Origin of the sequence: Sulfitobacter marinus (genome assembly GCF_900116285.1) — a bacterium.
GTDB lineage: Bacteria > Pseudomonadota > Alphaproteobacteria > Rhodobacterales > Rhodobacteraceae > Sulfitobacter > Sulfitobacter marinus.
The window spans coordinates 66399-81547 of record NZ_FPAJ01000007.1 but is presented as its reverse complement, the minus strand read 5'-3'; the positions used below and the strand labels follow the sequence as shown (position 1 = coordinate 81547).

General features: G+C 57.6%; 17 protein-coding genes. 11 read left to right on the top strand and 6 right to left on the bottom strand.

Annotated elements, in window-relative coordinates; genetic code table 11:
* The first annotated feature begins 108 nt into the window (after positions 1 to 108).
* Both rplS and rpmE read left to right on the top strand, forming a co-directional pair.
* Positions 109 to 492 carry a 50S ribosomal protein L19 gene (rplS, locus tag BM347_RS16215; protein ID WP_093917553.1) on the top strand — a complete coding sequence of 128 codons (384 nt, stop codon included), beginning with the start codon at positions 109 to 111 and terminating at the stop codon, positions 490 to 492.
* Positions 493 to 503: 11 nt separating this feature from the next.
* Complete coding sequence (gene rpmE / locus BM347_RS16210) at positions 504 to 725, top strand: 50S ribosomal protein L31 (RefSeq protein ID WP_093917552.1); 222 nt, start codon at positions 504 to 506, stop codon at positions 723 to 725.
* Between the two features lie 118 nt (positions 726 to 843).
* On the opposite strand, the gene BM347_RS16205 is transcribed toward rpmE, so the two are convergent.
* Positions 844 to 1614, bottom strand: a complete 771-nt coding sequence (locus tag BM347_RS16205; RefSeq protein ID WP_093917551.1) for an SDR family NAD(P)-dependent oxidoreductase — start codon at positions 1612 to 1614, stop codon at positions 844 to 846.
* Positions 1615 to 1715: 101 nt separating this feature from the next.
* Between BM347_RS16205 and BM347_RS16200 the strand changes: the two genes are divergently transcribed.
* Positions 1716 to 2264 (top strand): TetR family transcriptional regulator, encoded by a 549-nt coding sequence (locus BM347_RS16200; protein ID WP_093917550.1) that lies wholly within the window; start codon positions 1716 to 1718, stop codon positions 2262 to 2264.
* Between the two features lie 74 nt (positions 2265 to 2338).
* On the opposite strand, the gene BM347_RS16195 is transcribed toward BM347_RS16200, so the two are convergent.
* Complete coding sequence (locus tag BM347_RS16195) at positions 2339 to 2755, bottom strand: VOC family protein (protein ID WP_093917549.1); 417 nt, start codon at positions 2753 to 2755, stop codon at positions 2339 to 2341.
* A 260-nt stretch (positions 2756 to 3015) separates the two neighbouring features.
* On the opposite strand from BM347_RS16195, the gene BM347_RS17475 reads away from it, so the two are divergent.
* Complete coding sequence (locus BM347_RS17475; protein WP_139226520.1) at positions 3016 to 3267, top strand: hypothetical protein; 252 nt, start codon at positions 3016 to 3018, stop codon at positions 3265 to 3267.
* Positions 3268 to 3461: 194 nt separating this feature from the next.
* Positions 3462 to 4271, top strand: a complete 810-nt coding sequence (locus tag BM347_RS16185) for a division plane positioning ATPase MipZ (RefSeq protein ID WP_093917547.1) — start codon at positions 3462 to 3464, stop codon at positions 4269 to 4271.
* Here BM347_RS16185 and BM347_RS16180 read toward each other — a convergent pair.
* Together BM347_RS16180 and BM347_RS16175 are read right to left on the bottom strand one after the other, a co-directional pair.
* On the bottom strand, positions 4261 to 5130 hold the full coding sequence (locus BM347_RS16180) for a DMT family transporter (protein WP_093917546.1): 870 nt from the start codon (positions 5128 to 5130) through the stop codon (positions 4261 to 4263). The two genes, BM347_RS16185 and BM347_RS16180, sit on opposite strands and share 11 nt — an antisense overlap.
* 26 nt (positions 5131 to 5156) lie before the next feature.
* A complete protein-coding gene (locus tag BM347_RS16175) occupies positions 5157 to 5606 on the bottom strand; it encodes a MarR family winged helix-turn-helix transcriptional regulator (protein ID WP_093917545.1) in 450 nt (149 codons plus the stop codon).
* Between the two features lie 117 nt (positions 5607 to 5723).
* Here BM347_RS16175 and hmgA point away from each other — a divergent pair, with 117 nt between their 5' ends.
* The 6 genes from hmgA (at position 5724) to BM347_RS16145 (ending at position 13131) form a co-directional block, all read left to right on the top strand.
* Positions 5724 to 7037, top strand: a complete 1314-nt coding sequence (gene hmgA, locus BM347_RS16170) for a homogentisate 1,2-dioxygenase (RefSeq protein ID WP_175498609.1) — start codon at positions 5724 to 5726, stop codon at positions 7035 to 7037.
* A gap of 46 nt (positions 7038 to 7083) precedes the next feature.
* Complete coding sequence (gene fahA / locus BM347_RS16165; RefSeq protein WP_093917543.1) at positions 7084 to 8337, top strand: fumarylacetoacetase; 1254 nt, start codon at positions 7084 to 7086, stop codon at positions 8335 to 8337.
* An 83-nt stretch (positions 8338 to 8420) separates the two neighbouring features.
* Complete coding sequence (locus tag BM347_RS16160) at positions 8421 to 9371, top strand: MBL fold metallo-hydrolase (RefSeq protein ID WP_093917542.1); 951 nt, start codon at positions 8421 to 8423, stop codon at positions 9369 to 9371.
* 7 nt (positions 9372 to 9378) lie between these two features.
* Entirely contained in the window at positions 9379 to 10983 is a 1605-nt protein-coding gene (locus BM347_RS16155; protein ID WP_093917541.1) for an FAD-dependent oxidoreductase, read from the top strand.
* Positions 10980 to 11174, top strand: a complete 195-nt coding sequence (locus tag BM347_RS16150; RefSeq protein ID WP_093917540.1) for a DUF2783 domain-containing protein — start codon at positions 10980 to 10982, stop codon at positions 11172 to 11174. Before BM347_RS16155 ends, BM347_RS16150 begins: the two co-directional genes overlap by 4 nt.
* A 289-nt stretch (positions 11175 to 11463) precedes the next feature.
* Positions 11464 to 13131: an ABC transporter substrate-binding protein gene (locus BM347_RS16145; RefSeq protein ID WP_093917539.1), complete on the top strand. Its 1668-nt coding sequence runs from the start codon at positions 11464 to 11466 to the stop codon at positions 13129 to 13131.
* Between the two features lie 73 nt (positions 13132 to 13204).
* Here BM347_RS16145 and BM347_RS16140 read toward each other — a convergent pair whose 3' ends face one another.
* Together BM347_RS16140 and BM347_RS16135 are read right to left on the bottom strand one after the other, a co-directional pair.
* Positions 13205 to 14242, bottom strand: coding sequence for a 3-hydroxyacyl-CoA dehydrogenase family protein (locus tag BM347_RS16140; RefSeq protein ID WP_093917538.1), 1038 nt, complete (start codon positions 14240 to 14242; stop codon positions 13205 to 13207).
* Positions 14239 to 15129 carry a helix-turn-helix transcriptional regulator gene (locus BM347_RS16135; protein WP_093917624.1) on the bottom strand — a complete coding sequence of 297 codons (891 nt, stop codon included), beginning with the start codon at positions 15127 to 15129 and terminating at the stop codon, positions 14239 to 14241. The genes BM347_RS16140 and BM347_RS16135 overlap by 4 nt, the downstream gene beginning before the upstream one ends.
* Positions 15130 to 15149: the final 20 nt, after the last annotated feature.

Below are 15149 nucleotides of genomic sequence, written 5' to 3'. Positions count from 1 at the left end.
GATGCTACCTTCGATGGGGTGCTACGGCAGGCCCGCCAGACAGACCGAAGCTATGGGATCGCGCAAAACTTCGTGGACTAACCGCGAGCATTCATAGGAGACGATCAGATGAACCTGATTGCACAGATCGAGGCGGAACAAATCGCCGAACTGGGTAAAGAAATCCCAGACTTCCGCGCTGGTGACACCATCCGCGTGGGCTTTAAAGTGACCGAAGGTACACGTACCCGCGTTCAGAACTACGAAGGCGTCTGCATTGCACGCAACAACGGCCACGGCATTGCCGGTTCGTTCACCGTGCGCAAGATTTCCTTTGGTGAAGGCGTAGAGCGCGTATTCCCGCTGCACTCGACCAACATCGAAAGCATCACCGTTGTCCGTCGTGGCCGCGTCCGTCGCGCCAAGCTGTATTACCTGCGCAGCCGTCGCGGCAAATCGGCACGGATTGTCGAGAACGCCCATTACAAGCCAAAATCTGGCGCGAACGCGTAAGGAGAGCTGTCATGAAAGCCGATACACACCCCGAATACCACACGATCAACGTCAAAATGACAGACGGCACCGTCGTGGAAATGAAATCGACCTACGGCAAAGAAGGCGACCAGCTGGCGTTGGATATTGACCCCTCCGTGCACCCTGCATGGAACGGCGGCACATCCCGCTTGATGGATACCGGCGGCCGCGTGTCCAAGTTCAAAAACAAATATGCAGGTTTGGGCTTCTAAACCCTTCTGCCTATTACGAACAAAAATGGCGTGCCTCAGCGAGGCGCGCCATTTTTTTTGGGGGTGTTTGCGGGGGAGGCCGTATCCGGTTTGACGCCGTACTGCCGCGTCCTGCGATTTACTTCATTTGCATATCATAGACCATTTTCATCACCATACGGCGTGGCAAAAGGGGGACCAACCAGTTCAGCATGAACCGCATTTTCCGATCATTGATGACCCGCAATTTGCCTTTCAGCATGGCCTCATACCCGAATTTTGCGACATTTTCGGGCGTTGCCGGGTTATCCTGTGTCATTGCAAGCTGATCCATCGCGGCCGCCTGTGCAAAGCCTGTATCAACGAATCCGGGTTCTAGCGCCGTGACGGTCACCCCGTAGGGGCGCCATTCAAAATCAAGCGCGGGGGAAAGAGTGCTCACAAACGCTTTGGTCGCAAAATATGTCGCCTGCAAGGGGCCGGGTTGATAAGCCCCCGTTGAGCTGACGTTAAGAACTTTGCCACTGCCGCGCGCGACCATATCTTTGCCAACCAAGTGACACAGCTGCACCAACGCAGCGACGTTGAGATCAAGCATGTTCATGTCGGCCTCAAGACCCCGGTCCAAGAATGTACCATGTCCCCCGAAACCGGCATTATTGATCAAGATATCAATCTGCGCACTCTGTGTGGCATCATAAAGCGCCTTGGCAGCCCCTTGCGCCCCCAAATCAAGCGGGATCGTTTTCACGTTAATGCCGTGCTTGCTCTCAAGCTCGTCTTTGAGTTCGTTAAGCTTGTTCTCCCGACGCGCTGTGATGATCAAGTCACCCCCCTTTGCCGCATGATACCGTGCAAATTCGCGACCAATGCCAGAAGATGCGCCGGTAATAAGTGCTGTGTTGGACATGTGCTTTCCCTATAAGTCAACAATCGTTGACAGTGGAGGTAGGGGCGCATGCGCATGAAGTCAACACTTGTTGACAAATATTGAGCGACCTATAAAAAATCATGAGCAAGTCAGAACATACACGCAGCGCGCTTTTACAATCCGCCACTCGGCAGTTTGGAGAGTTCGGCTATTCCAATGCATCCTTACGAAAAATCGCCGGGCAGGCCGGTGTCGATGTCGCACTGATTTCACGCTACTTCGGCGGCAAGCTGGGTCTGTTTAATGCGAGCCTAAAAGAATGCCTTAATTGGCCGGAGCTGCTTGACCCTGCCAATGACCCAATTGAAACGGCGATTGAAAAATTCACGGATCCCACGTCGGAAGATCACAAGTTCTCCACGACCCGGATGATTATCCTAAACGCGGATGACCCCATTGTCGGTGAACGTGTGCGGGTCGCCCTGTTCGACAAATTAATTGACCCACTTGAGGCCCGAATGGACGGTGCCCACGTCAAAGAGCGTCTGGCCATGTTCATCGCTGTCATCGTCGGGGCATCAATCACCCGATACTCACTACAGGTGCCGGGAATGGCCAGTGCCGACGCAAAGATGCACAGTCGCCAATTGCGGCACCTGATTGATGCCGCATTGAGTTTTAAATGCTGAGACCAATGCGCACCATTCAGCTAATTGGTTACTTTTCGCCTTTCCACATTCAGGGCAGCACTGCGCGAGCCGTGTTATCCGTCCCGCCCCGGCTCGTTCAGATCGCTAGAGAACAGCGCGATCTTGTTGCCTTGAGGGTCGCGAAGATAGCTGACGTAAAAATGCGGCCCGTATGACGGGCGAAAACCCGGCTGGCCTTCATCCGAACCGCCAGCGGCAAGGGCGGCGGCGTGAAGGTCGCGAACCTGGGCTTGGCTGCGTGCCTCGAACGCAGTCATGGCACCGTTTCCAGCGGTCGCCGGGGCCCCATCAAAGGTTGGCTTTACGTAGAAATCCGGCAGAACCGGTGACTGACCCGGCTCGACAGGCAGCGCATAGCTTAGCCCTTCGGGGCCTTCCTTTAGCCCGTAACCAAGGGCTGGCAGAAACGCCGAATAAAACCGCTTTGCACGCGCGATATCATCAGCGCCAACGGTGACGTAGGAAATCATACTGCGCCTTCCTTCTTGATAAGCTCAAGTATTGTACCGCGTTTAAACTCCTATGCTAGACCGACATCTTCGTTGGCTCTACAGGCACGGTCTGGCACAACGTGCAAGCGACCCATTGATGGCGTGCCCAACCAGTCCGGCAAGCCGCCGAAAACCCACCCGCGTTTCGCATAAATTTTCATGTCCCAACGCAGCCGCGTTTAGGTTTTGAAAAGGATTTCCAGGCAACGTCGCCTCAGCCCTCCTCGAAAGGTTCGCTGATGACCACGTCTTGCCTGACCCGCCGTCCCGTCCGAAAACCTCAGCAACAGCCCCCTGCGCCCAAATACGCACCGCCCGCCCAGCCAGAACTGTGGACACAAGATCTGTCCGCAGCTCAAAACCTGATGCGCAGCCGGCAATATAGCCAAGCATTGGTACTAGCCGCTGCGTTAAAGCGGCTATATGGCGACCGGCGTGAACTGACGCAGATGATCACCGCCTGCCGCAGCCATCTGAGCGCGTCCGCGTAATTCAACCCAACCACATCAAACGGCCCGCATCGCCGTGACGCCCGCCAATTCATCACAAGATGGAACGCGGCAAAGCCCTGATACAATAACCACAATACTGGGCGCGCTAGTCCTTTCAAAAGCACCATATCTGCCATATGGTTCGCCCCAATGTGGCCCCGGCAAAAGCGGGGGAGTAGAAGGGACAGCTGGAAATGGCGCATATTATCGTCGTCGGAAATGAAAAAGGCGGAGCGGGCAAATCAACCGTTTCAATGCATGTCGCAACCGCCCTTGCGCGGATGGGCCACCGGGTCAGTGTTTTGGACCTCGACCTGCGCCAGCGCACCTTTGGGCGGTATATCGACAATCGCAAATCATTTCTCGCATCCGCCGATCTCGATCTGCCATCCCCGTCCATGCACGAACTGCCCGAGGTAGAGGCCGATGCCCTAAAGCCCGGTGAAAACATCTATGATCACCGTCTTAGCGCCGCCATTGCCGAGCTGGAACCGGTCAGCGATTTTATCCTGATTGACTGCCCCGGTTCGCACACCCGGCTTAGCCAGGTTGCCCATTCGCTGGCCGACACGCTGATCACCCCGCTGAATGACAGCTTTATCGATTTTGATCTGCTGGCCCATACGGATGCCACTGGCGACAAAATCACCGGCCCGTCGGTTTATTCCGAAATGGTCTGGAATGCGCGGCAGTTGCGCGCTCAGGCCGGGCTTGCCCCGATTGACTGGATCGTCGTGCGCAACCGGATGGGCGCGCAGCGCATGGTCAACAAAGACAAGATGGAGCGTGCGATCCTGAACCTCAGCAAGCGGATCGGCTTTCGGATTGCGCCCGGCTTTAACGAGCGGGTCATTTTCCGCGAGCTGTTCCCGCGCGGGCTGACTCTGCTGGACCTCAAGGACATCGGCGTCAAACAACTCAACATCTCGAACGTGGCCGCCCGCCAAGAGTTACGCGATCTGATGAAGGCTCTCAACCTGCCCGGAGTAGAGATCAATTTCTGATACGGTCCCGGCGCGACAAGGCCATCATATTTGATGTGAACAGCGCCAGGATCACCAGCCCCCCGCCGGTCAACGCATAGGCACCCGGGTTTTCGCCCACGACGGCCCAGACCAATAGCGGTGCCAGCACCGATTCCAAAAGTACCAGCAACCCAACCTCGGCCGAGGGAATGTAGCGCGGGCCAAGCGCCAACAAGACCGAACTCACCATAATGAACACACCGTGACCCAACACCAGTGGGGCCTGATCGACGGGCATCGCAAGAGGCACGGCAAAGGGTGCAATCAACCCTGCAGCAATCAAATAGGACAAGCCCGCCCCCGGCACCATGGACACGGCCTTGGCATAACGCGCCGCCGTCAAACCTGCTGCGAACAATGCGGACACGGCCAAAGCAAGCAGATCGCCCGCCAAACTGGCATGCCCCGACTGCCCCGACCCGTAGGCGATAAGTGCCATGCCCACCAAGACGGCTGCAATCGTGATCAACATCCGCCGGCTGATCGGTTCTGCCAGAAAAATCCGGCTATAGATCGTGGCGAAAACAGGCAGCGATGCGATGATGAATACCACATTGGCGACCGACGTCAGACTGACCGCCAGCACAAACAAAACGCCGCTCGCCCCTGTACCGACCATATATATCGCGCCGTAGCGCCCGGTTTTCAGCACCGCGAGGAACGGCCCCGAACCCTTGGTCCAAAATATCCAGCCGCAGATAAACCCGCCAGCCACCACCAACCGCCAAAACGCGATCGTAAGCGCAGGCGCATCAATCAGCCGCACAAACAGCGAATCCGGCACCACGCAAAGGACGCCGATCAAGGTAATTAGAAATCCACGGGCTTGATCATTCATGTGCTATCGGTGACGCCGAACCGCGCTCAAGTAAAGCCCGCAGGAAATTTCGCCGAAAGCGCCACCAGCATCTTTTTCAGCGCTGCGCGCTCTGCCGGGCCAAGGCCCGCCGTCAGCTCATCATCATAGCGTTGCGCAACCTGATGCAGATCCGCATAGGCCGCCTGTCCCTGTGCCGTCAGGGCAAGATGTTCGACCCTGCGGTCGGCATCGTCACGGGAACGCGTCACGAAACGCCGCTCTGCCAGCCGTTGCACCGCGCGGCTGATCTTGGTCTTGTGCATATTTGCGCGCGCCCCGATCTCGCTTGCGGTCATGCGCCCGTAAAGCCCGAGATGAAACAGCACCCGCCATTCGGTTCTCAGCATCCCATACCGGTCTTTATAGATTTTCTGGAACTCCAGACTGCTTGCCTCGGCTGCTTGGTTCAGCAGATAGGGCAGGAACTGGGTAAGGTCGAAATCGGCGTCTGACATGTAAGGGACCGCTTGTTAGTTACAAAAACAACTATTACAAACGCAACAGATTTTGCAAGGGAGGCTTTCGTGAACCGCCAAGTAACCCCATCCGACCTGACGACAGCAACCAGCCCGATGGGCACGACCGCAGGCTATATGCCCGGTTTCGGCAATGACTTTGAAACCGAAGCGTTACCCGGTGCCCTGCCCCAAGGCATGAACAGCCCGCAAAAATGCAATTACGGCCTGTACGGCGAACAGCTGTCCGGCACGGCCTTCACCGCGCCCAGCCATCAGAACGAACGCACATGGTGCTACCGCATCCGTCCGTCGGTGAAACATTCGCACCGCTATGAAAAAATCGATCTGCCCTATTGGAAATCCGCGCCGCATATCCCGCAGGACGTGACCAGCCTTGGTCAATACCGCTGGGATCCGGTGCCGCATTCCATCCAGAAACTCACATGGCTGACCGGCATGCGCACCATGACGACGGCGGGCGATGTGAACACCCAGATCGGCATGGCCAGCCACATCTATCTGGTCACCGACAGCATGGTCGATGCCTATTTCTACTCCGCCGACAGCGAAATGTTGATCGTCCCCCAAGAGGGCCGTTTGCGGTTTTGCACAGAATTGGGCGTGATCGACCTTGAACCCAAGGAAATCGCGATCATCCCGCGCGGTTTGGTTTACCGCGTCGAAGTCATCGAAGGCCCAGCGCGCGGTTTTGTCTGCGAAAACTACGGCCAGAAATTCGAACTCCCCGGTCGTGGCCCGATTGGCGCAAACTGCATGGCCAACCGCCGCGATTTCAAAACACCGGTCGCCGCGTTCGAAGACCGCGATGCGCCCTCAACCGTGACGATCAAATGGTGCGGACAATTTCACGAAACCAAGATCGGCCATTCCCCCTTGGACGTCGTTGCGTGGCACGGCAATTACGCCCCTGTCAAATACGACCTGCGCACCTATTGCCCTGTGGGCGCTGTCCTGTTCGACCATCCCGACCCGTCGATCTTTACCGTGCTAACAGCCCCGTCGGGCGTCGAAGGCACCGCGAATATCGATTTTGTGCTGTTCCGCGAACGCTGGATGGTCGCCGAGGATACGTTCCGCCCACCATGGTACCATAAAAACGTCATGTCCGAACTCATGGGCAACATCTATGGCCAATACGACGCCAAGCCCAAAGGGTTTATCCCGGGTGGCATGTCGCTGCACAATATGATGCTGCCCCACGGGCCTGACAAAAATGCGTTCGAGGGCGCGTCGAATGCCGATCTCAAGGCGGAAAAACTCGACAATACAATGTCGTTTATGTTCGAAACCCGCTTCCCACAGCATCTGACCAAGTTCGCCGCGCAGGAGGCCCCCTTGCAGGATGACTACATCGATTGTTGGGACAGCCTCGAGAAAAAGTTCGACGGTACACCGGGCAAGAAATAGGCTCTGATCCAAGGGTCGCGCAGACAAATTAATTCAAGGACAGACTATGACATTGCTGACTTCATGGGTGGAAAGCGCCAACAGCGCCGACACTGATTTCCCACTCAACAACCTGCCCTATGGCGTGTTTTCGACCGACAGCCTTGAACCGCGTTGCGGTGTTGCCATTGGCGATATGGTTCTGGACATGGCCGCGGTCGAGGCCGAGGATCTGATCCTGCTGCATTTCGACCCGGTGTTTGACGTGCCTTATTGGAACGACGTGATGGATCTGGGACCAGACACATGGGCCAAGCTGCGCGCGCAACTTACCGCTCTTCTCGCCTCCGGCAGTCCTGATCAAGCCAAAGCCGCCCCACATCTTGTGCCGATGTCGGAAATCCGTTTGCACATGCCTTTCGTTGTCTCCGAATACACGGACTTCTACGCTGGCCGTCACCATGCCACCAATGTCGGCACGATGTTTCGTGGGGTGGAAAACGCGCTGCCGCCCAATTGGCTGCACATTCCCATCGGCTATAACGGCCGCGCCTCTACCGTGGTTGTCTCGGGCACCGACATCTATCGCCCGAACGGGCAGCTCAAAGCACCAGATGCCGATACGCCGACTTTCGGCCCCTGCAAACGCCTGGATATCGAACTTGAGATGGGTGCCATCGTCGGGACTTCTACCGAAATGGGTAACATGATCAGCGTCGCCGAAGCAGATGAAATGATCTTTGGCTACGTGCTGCTGAATGACTGGTCAGCCCGCGACATCCAGGCCTGGGAATATCAACCGCTCGGCCCGTTCCAAGCCAAAGCCTTTGCAACCTCAATCTCCCCCTGGATCGTGACAGCCGCAGCGCTCGACCCGTTCCGGACCCCGACACCGGACCGCGAGAAGGAACTACTGCCCTATCTGCAAGAACCCAAACCGATGCTTTATGACATCGACCTAAGCATATTGATCCAACCCGATGGCGGCGAACAAGAAGTCCTCGCACGTACAAACTACAACACGATGTATTATTCCGCGCCGCAACAACTGGCGCATCACGCCTCGTCTGGCTGTGCGATGAACGCTGGCGATTTGCTCGGCTCCGGCACGATCTCGGGCCCCGAAAAAAACGAACGTGGCAGCCTGCTTGAACTCAGCTGGGGCGGCAAGGAACCTATCACCCTGTCCGACGGCTCCACCCGCAGCTTTATCGAGGACGGCGATACAATGATCCTGACCGGCCACGCCCAAGGCAACGGCTACCGGATCGGGTTTGGTGCCTGCTCCGGCACAATTCTTCCCGCCAAACCGCAACCCTGATCCTCGCTTCATTTTGCCAAATAAACTCCCGCCGGAGGCACCCACAATCGCCCCGCGCGCAGACAGTCGATAAAGGAATACAAATGGCCAAGAAATTCGCATCCCAAGGGGACATGACCGAAAAGAAGATCTCCTTTACCGAAGTCGGTAAAGACCTCTGGGCCTTCACCGCCGAGGGCGATCCGAATTCAGGCGTCATCATCGGTGATGACAGCGTCATGATCGTCGAGGCGCAGGCGACCCCCCGCCTCGCGGGCAAAGTCATCGAGAAAGTCCGCGAGGTCACCGACAAGCCCATCACCCATGTGGCACTCACCCATTACCACGCCGTCCGCGTCCTAGGGGCCTCGGCTTTCAACGCGGATCAGATCATCATGTCTGAAATGGCACGCGGCATGGTCAATGAGCGTGGCCAAGAAGATTGGGACAGCGAATTCCAACGTTTCCCCCGCCTGTTCGAGGGGCATGAATCCATTCCGGGGCTCACCTACCCCACGACCACCTTCAACGACCGTATGACTGTGTACCTCGGTAACCGCCGTATTGACTTGATGCATCTGGGCCGCGCCCATACTGCGGGCGATATTGTCGTCCATGTCCCCGATGAAAACGTCATGTTCACCGGTGATATCGTTGAATACCATTCCGCCTGCTACTGTGGCGACGGCTATTTCGCCGATTGGGGTAATACGCTGGACGCGATCAAAGCCTATGATGTCGATGCCATCGCCCCCGGTCGCGGCGATGCGCTGGTGGGCAGCGACATGGTAAACGCCGCCATTGAAAATACCCGCGACTTCGTCGAAAGCACGTACCGCCCCGCCGCCCGCGTCGCTGCACGTAACGGCACATTGAAAGACGCATGGGATGCTGTGCGCGCGGAATGCGACCCAAAATTCGCTGATTACGCGATCTATGAACATTGCCTGCCCTTCAACGTCGCCCGCGCTTATGACGAGGCCCGCGGGATCAGTCACCCCCGCATCTGGACCGACAAACGCGACATCGAGATGTGGGAACAATTGCAAAGCTAAACCCGCCATGGCCTATGATTACGCCCCATTCCCCTATACGCCCCCTCCGGGCCTGACGCGGCCCGAACCCCGCCATCCCGTGGTGATCGTCGGCGCTGGCCCCATCGGGCTGGCGATGGCGATTGATCTGGCCCAACGTGGCACGGCGTCGGTCGTGCTGGATGACAACAATGTGGTGTCCGTTGGCTCGCGCGCAATCTGCTGGGCGAAACGGACCCTCGAAATCTTTGATCGTCTGGGGGTTGGCGAACGGATGCTGGCCAAGGGCGTCACCTGGAAAGTCGGGCGTAATTTCCACGGCGAAAATCAGGTCTACGCCTTCGATCTACTGCCTGAGCCGGGTCACAAATATCCAGCCTTCATCAACCTGCAGCAATATTACGTCGAACAATATCTGGCAGAACGCGCTGCAGAATTCCCCGACCTGATCGACCTGCGTTTCCTCAACAAGGTCACAAATCACAGTGACCACGGCGACCATGCCACGCTTGATATCACCACCCCCGATGGCGACTACACAGTCGAAGCCGACTATTACCTCGCTTGCGACGGCGCGGGTTCGGCCACGCGCAAACGCATGAACCTCCCCTTCAACGGCCAAACCTTCGAGGAACACTTCCTGATCGTTGACGTAGAGATGGAAACCTCGCCTTTTGGCAGCGACGACACACCCGAACGCTGGTTCTGGTTCAACCCGCCGTTCCATAGTGGCCAATCCGCCTTGCTGCACAAACAGCCCGACAACATCTACCGTATCGACTTGCAACTTGGACCCGATACCGACCCCAAGGAAGAAGCGACCGAGGCCAAAGTCATCCCGCGCATCAAGGCCATCGTTGGCGATACCCCCTTTCGCCTCGACTGGATGAGCGTCTATAAATTTCGCTGCGCCAAGCTGGATCGCTTCGTGCATAACCGCGTGATCTTTGTCGGCGACAGCGCCCATGTGGTCAGCCCCTTTGGCGCTCGGGGCGGTAATGGCGGCATCCAAGACGTGGATAATCTGGGCTGGAAACTTGCCGCAGTCCTGCAGGGAAACGCCCGCGAACCGCTTCTCGAAAGCTACAACATCGAACGGGTCCACGGCTCCGCAGAAAACATCATCAACTCGTCACGCGCCACCAATTTCATGACGCCCAAGTCACCCATCGAGGCCCTCTTTCGTGATCAGGTTCTCAAGCTTGCTACCGAACACCCTTTTGCGTGCAAACTGATCAACTCGGGCCGGCTGTCACAACCATGCAATCTCTCCGCTTCCCCCCTGCAAACCCCGGGTGCCGCGCTGGTGCCGCCAGGTACCGCGCTGATCGATGCCCCCCTGCATGACGGGCAGGACCAAACCTGGTTACTTACCGCAACCCACGGCAATTTTACCCTGATCACCGCCAGCCCAATGACCCTGCCCGATATCGCAGGCATCGCGCGCATCGGCATCAACCAATCCGCAGACTATCCTTGCTACCGCGCCACGGATGGCCACGCCGAAACCCGTTACGGTACGGATAAAATCTACCTCCTGCGTCCCGACGGTCATGTCTGCGCCGTCTTTGACACACCCGCCCCCGCCGCAATCATCGCGGCCCGTGACCGCGCCCTCGGAGCAATGATATGATCCTCGACGACACCCTCGGCCTCGACGCGGACAGCTTTTACAATGCGCTGATGGATGCCCATGCCGGTTTGACCGACGCGCAAAGCCATGCCCTTAACGCACGGCTCGTGCTGATCTTCGCAAATGAAATCGGTGATCTGGACAGGCTCGAACACCTGCTCGCCGCAGCACGGCAAACCACCACGCCCTGACTTCTCTGGCTCATAAATATCCCCGCCGGAGGCACGCATCTGCCTGTGGCAGATGCCAAAATCAAATGGCGCAACGCGCCGCATTTTTCTCATTTCCAAGGCTTTAACGGCTAATGCCCGGCTACGGTCTTGACGCATGGCAACGCAAAGTTGACACTCAGCCAACCAAGCCTAGGTTCAACTGGGTAACAAGCGCAGATCAACTGCATCACCAACCCTGCGGCTACAGCCATGGGGGCGAACGTGGAAAGCGGCAAAAGCCGTAGTCACACCAACAGAGAGGAAGATCATGAGTTTTTTGACCCGTACCGGTAAGCCCCTGCCAGAGGCCATTCTAAAATCAGCCGAGGCTGCCAAGGCAGATCCGGTAAACCGACGCGAATTTCTGGCGTTGGCCAGCGCATTTGGCGCAACCACTGCCACCGCCTATGCCATGATCGGCCTGCCCGCCCCCGCCAGCGCTGCCGCCCACAAAGAAGGCGGCACAGTCCGCATGCAAATGGAAGTGCGCGCCCTCAAAGATCCGCGCACCTATGACTGGTCACAAATCGCGAACTTCTCGCGCGGGTGGCTGGAATATCTGGCGATCTGGGAAAATGACGGCACGTTCACCCCCGCCTTGCTGGAAAGCTGGGAAATCAACGACGACGCCACCGAATATACCCTGAACGTGCGCAAGGGCGTCACCTGGAACAACGGCACAGCCTTTACCGCCGCCGACGTTGTGCGCAACATCGAAGGATGGTGCGACAAGGCCGTCGAGGGCAATTCGATGGCCGGCCGTTTTGCGACCCTGATCGACGAGGAAACAGGCAAGGCAATCGAAGGCTCGATTACCGCTGTTGACGACCACACGGTCAAGCTGACGCTGCCGCGCCCTGATATCACCTTGATCCCCGGCATGGCCGATTATCCCGCCGCAATTGTTCCCGAAGGCTTTGATCCAGAAACCATGCTGGACAACCCCATTGGGACCGGTGCCTACCTTCCTGAATCGCTTGAAGTAGGTGTAAAAAGCGTCTTGGTCCGAAACACGGAACACACATGGTGGGGCACCGAGGTGTATGGCGGGCCTTATATCGACCGTCTGGAATACATCGACTACGGCACAGACCCCTCCGCTTTTGTTGCGGCAGCCGAAGCTGACGAAATCGATGCAACCTATTCGATCGAGGGTGAATTCATCGACGTGTTCGGAACGCTTGATGGCTGGAACGAAAACGAAATTGCCACTGCGGCGACCATCGTGGTCCGTCCCAACCAGCTTGCCGAAGTGGACGGCATGAAGCCATACGCCGATGCGCGTGTCCGTCAGGCCATTACAATGGCGGTTGATAATGCCGTCCTGCTTGAGCTTGGCTATGCCGGGCGCGGCTTGGTTGCCGAAAACCACCACGTTGGTCCGATGCACCCGGAATACGCGGAATTGCCCCCGCGCAAGGTCGATCCTGCTGCTGCCAAGGCGCTGATGGAAGAGGCAGGCATGGCTGATTTCGAGCACGAGTTGTTCTCGATCGACGATGCTTGGCGCAAGGACACCACCGATGCCGTTGCCGCGCAATTGCGGGATGCGGGCATCAAGGTCAAGCGGACGATCCTGCCCGGTTCGACGTTCTGGAACGACTGGACAAAATACCCGTTCTCCTCGACCAACTGGAACGCGCGGCCTTTGGGCGTGCAAATCTGGGCGCTGGCCTATCGTTCCGGTGAGGCATGGAATGAATTCGGCTGGTCCAACCCCGAATTCGATGCCCTGTTGACCAAAGCGCTGTCTGTTGCTGACGTTGAAAAACGCCGTGCGATCATGGCTGAAGGCGAGGCGTTGATCCAAGGCGAAGGCGTGACAATCCAACCATACTGGCGCTCGCTTTATAACCACACCAAAGAAGGTCTGGTTGGCGCGGGCCACCACATCGGGTTTGAATATCACCCTGCACGTATGGCTTGGACGATGTAATTACATCCACATAATCTTGGGAAAAGGGCCGCGTTCTACGTGGCCCTTTTTCGTACCCGCTATTCCAGGCACATTAGAAAAGCAGCGGCAGAAAAGGGGATGGAGCCCAAAGTTCAGGGTGAACCGCGTGCAGGTTTCGCAACTGTTGTGTCAAAGGCCCCTGCCCTAAGGACCGTGCGCGCGCCGTGAGGTCCGGCAGCCCCAACGCATAAAACGCCAGTTGATCCAGCTCTTGAGACGTCACACCGCTTTGCAGTGCTGCGCTGGCCGCATTCATAACCCCGACGATCAAAGCGTCCGAGGCCTCGGTTGCCGCCAACGGCAGTTGGTCAATCCGGGCAAAGCGGGCTTCCTCGACGATCATATCTTCCATCAGCGGATCGATCACCGCGCCGCCACCACCCGGATAGCGATACCATCCGACCCCGATAGACCGCCCGAGCCTGCCCTCACGGACCATGCGATCAGCCACCAAAAGATCGGTGCCAGCCGCCCGGCGCCGGGCAAAGGCAACCTCTAGTCCAATATGGTCCTGCGCCTTCAGCACCCCTTGGACGAACCCTGCCTTTTCCAACGCCTCGTCCAACTCCCACGGGGTAATGCCCACCAGCAAAAGTCGGTCCGCCAATGCAAGGGCCGTATCTTGCAAGATCGTGCCGGTAAATGCGCCCCCCTCAATTTGAATCACCGGCACATTCAGCGCATTGGCGAAATCCAAGGCTTTACCACGCAGCTCGGCCGAGGCGCGACCAAGGCTGACTTCGATCAAGCGGGGGTCCAGTAAATTCAGTGCGACAGTACGGGCCGGTGCGGGTACATTAGAAAACCCCTGCGGTCCGTTCAGAACTACAACCAATGCACCCGGCGGTGCGTGCCCTGCGGCGGCGGCGTGGCAAACGAACACATCGCAGTAGCCCGGCACGCCACTGTCCACGCGCAACTGCAGATCAGGCAGCCGTCGGCCAAGGATATCCCCCACCCGTACTGCATCATCTCGGTCAGGCTCTATCACGCTGATGGCGAACCCGGCCCTAGACAGCGCGGCGATCAGATCCAAGCAGGCCGTGCCCAAATCGTACAACACCACATGGCTTTGCCGTGGCGCGGTCACCCGTCAAGCACATCCAGAAAACGGCGTTTTTCAATAATCCGCAGCAGGTCCTTGAGCGATGCCTTGACCGGGCGGTTTGACGTATTGACCTGCGAATCTGCGCGTTCGTATAGCGGTGTACGGGTGTCCAACAGGGTCTTTAACTGGGTCATTGCCGCAGGATTACCTTCCATCGGACGCTCATCACCTTGGGCCCGCACACGCTGCATATATTCCGCAGGGCTGGTATGAAGCCAGATCGTGTGAAACCGCTGCAACAGCCGCACATAAGTGGTTTTCTCGGCGACGATGCCGCCCGCAGCCGCAAGGATCATTCTATCATGCGTCGCGCTGACCCGTTCCAGCGCTTCAGCCTCAAGCTCGCGGTATCCCTCTTGCCCATAAAGCGCCAGCACTTCAGCAATTGGCATATCCAACGCGGCCTCGATCTCTTTGTTCAATTCAATAAATGGCAGCCCAAGCACTTCGCCCGCCAATTTACCCAATGTCGATTTTCCCGCACCGCGTAGACCTATCAGGCAGATACGGCCCGCCCGCAATTCGGTCTGGCTGTGCGCGAACAATAACGCACGCACCTGTTGCTGAATGTCCGGGCTGGCCTTGCTGAACACCTGCGCCATCCTTTCGGCGTCTCGGTCAAGCGGCATATTCTCGGCCAGCAATGCATCGATCTTGAGGTCAAGCGCACCGGCAACCCGTTGCAGCAATATCACCGAGATATTGCCCTCTCCCGCCTCAAGCTGGGCCAGATAACGTGGTGACACGCCAGACAACTCAGACAAGACACGGCGAGGTAGGCCACGGGATTTTCGCGCCTCTCGTACCCGCACGGCAATCCGCTTGATCAGCTCTTCGCCTGGTGTGGGCGGGGGCAAACTATCCGGCATAAACATCCATAAATGAACAA

Excerpts from the sequence above, each read along its gene's own strand:
- rplS (WP_093917553.1), top strand. The coding sequence starts at position 109 with ATGAACCTGATTGCACAGATCGAGGCGGAACAAATCGCCGAACTGGGT.
- rpmE (WP_093917552.1), top strand. The coding sequence starts at position 504 with ATGAAAGCCGATACACACCCCGAATACCACACGATCAACGTCAAAATG.
- BM347_RS16205 (WP_093917551.1), bottom strand. The coding sequence starts at position 1,614 with ATGTCCAACACAGCACTTATTACCGGCGCATCTTCTGGCATTGGTCGC.
- BM347_RS16200 (WP_093917550.1), top strand. The coding sequence starts at position 1,716 with ATGAGCAAGTCAGAACATACACGCAGCGCGCTTTTACAATCCGCCACT.
- BM347_RS16195 (WP_093917549.1), bottom strand. The coding sequence starts at position 2,755 with ATGATTTCCTACGTCACCGTTGGCGCTGATGATATCGCGCGTGCAAAG.
- BM347_RS17475 (WP_139226520.1), top strand. The coding sequence starts at position 3,016 with ATGACCACGTCTTGCCTGACCCGCCGTCCCGTCCGAAAACCTCAGCAA.
- BM347_RS16185 (WP_093917547.1), top strand. The coding sequence starts at position 3,462 with ATGGCGCATATTATCGTCGTCGGAAATGAAAAAGGCGGAGCGGGCAAA.
- BM347_RS16180 (WP_093917546.1), bottom strand. The coding sequence starts at position 5,130 with ATGAATGATCAAGCCCGTGGATTTCTAATTACCTTGATCGGCGTCCTT.
- BM347_RS16175 (WP_093917545.1), bottom strand. The coding sequence starts at position 5,606 with ATGTCAGACGCCGATTTCGACCTTACCCAGTTCCTGCCCTATCTGCTG.
- hmgA (WP_175498609.1), top strand. The coding sequence starts at position 5,724 with ATGGGCACGACCGCAGGCTATATGCCCGGTTTCGGCAATGACTTTGAA.
- fahA (WP_093917543.1), top strand. The coding sequence starts at position 7,084 with ATGACATTGCTGACTTCATGGGTGGAAAGCGCCAACAGCGCCGACACT.
- BM347_RS16160 (WP_093917542.1), top strand. The coding sequence starts at position 8,421 with ATGGCCAAGAAATTCGCATCCCAAGGGGACATGACCGAAAAGAAGATC.
- BM347_RS16155 (WP_093917541.1), top strand. The coding sequence starts at position 9,379 with ATGGCCTATGATTACGCCCCATTCCCCTATACGCCCCCTCCGGGCCTG.
- BM347_RS16150 (WP_093917540.1), top strand. The coding sequence starts at position 10,980 with ATGATCCTCGACGACACCCTCGGCCTCGACGCGGACAGCTTTTACAAT.
- BM347_RS16145 (WP_093917539.1), top strand. The coding sequence starts at position 11,464 with ATGAGTTTTTTGACCCGTACCGGTAAGCCCCTGCCAGAGGCCATTCTA.
- BM347_RS16135 (WP_093917624.1), bottom strand. The coding sequence starts at position 15,129 with ATGCCGGATAGTTTGCCCCCGCCCACACCAGGCGAAGAGCTGATCAAG.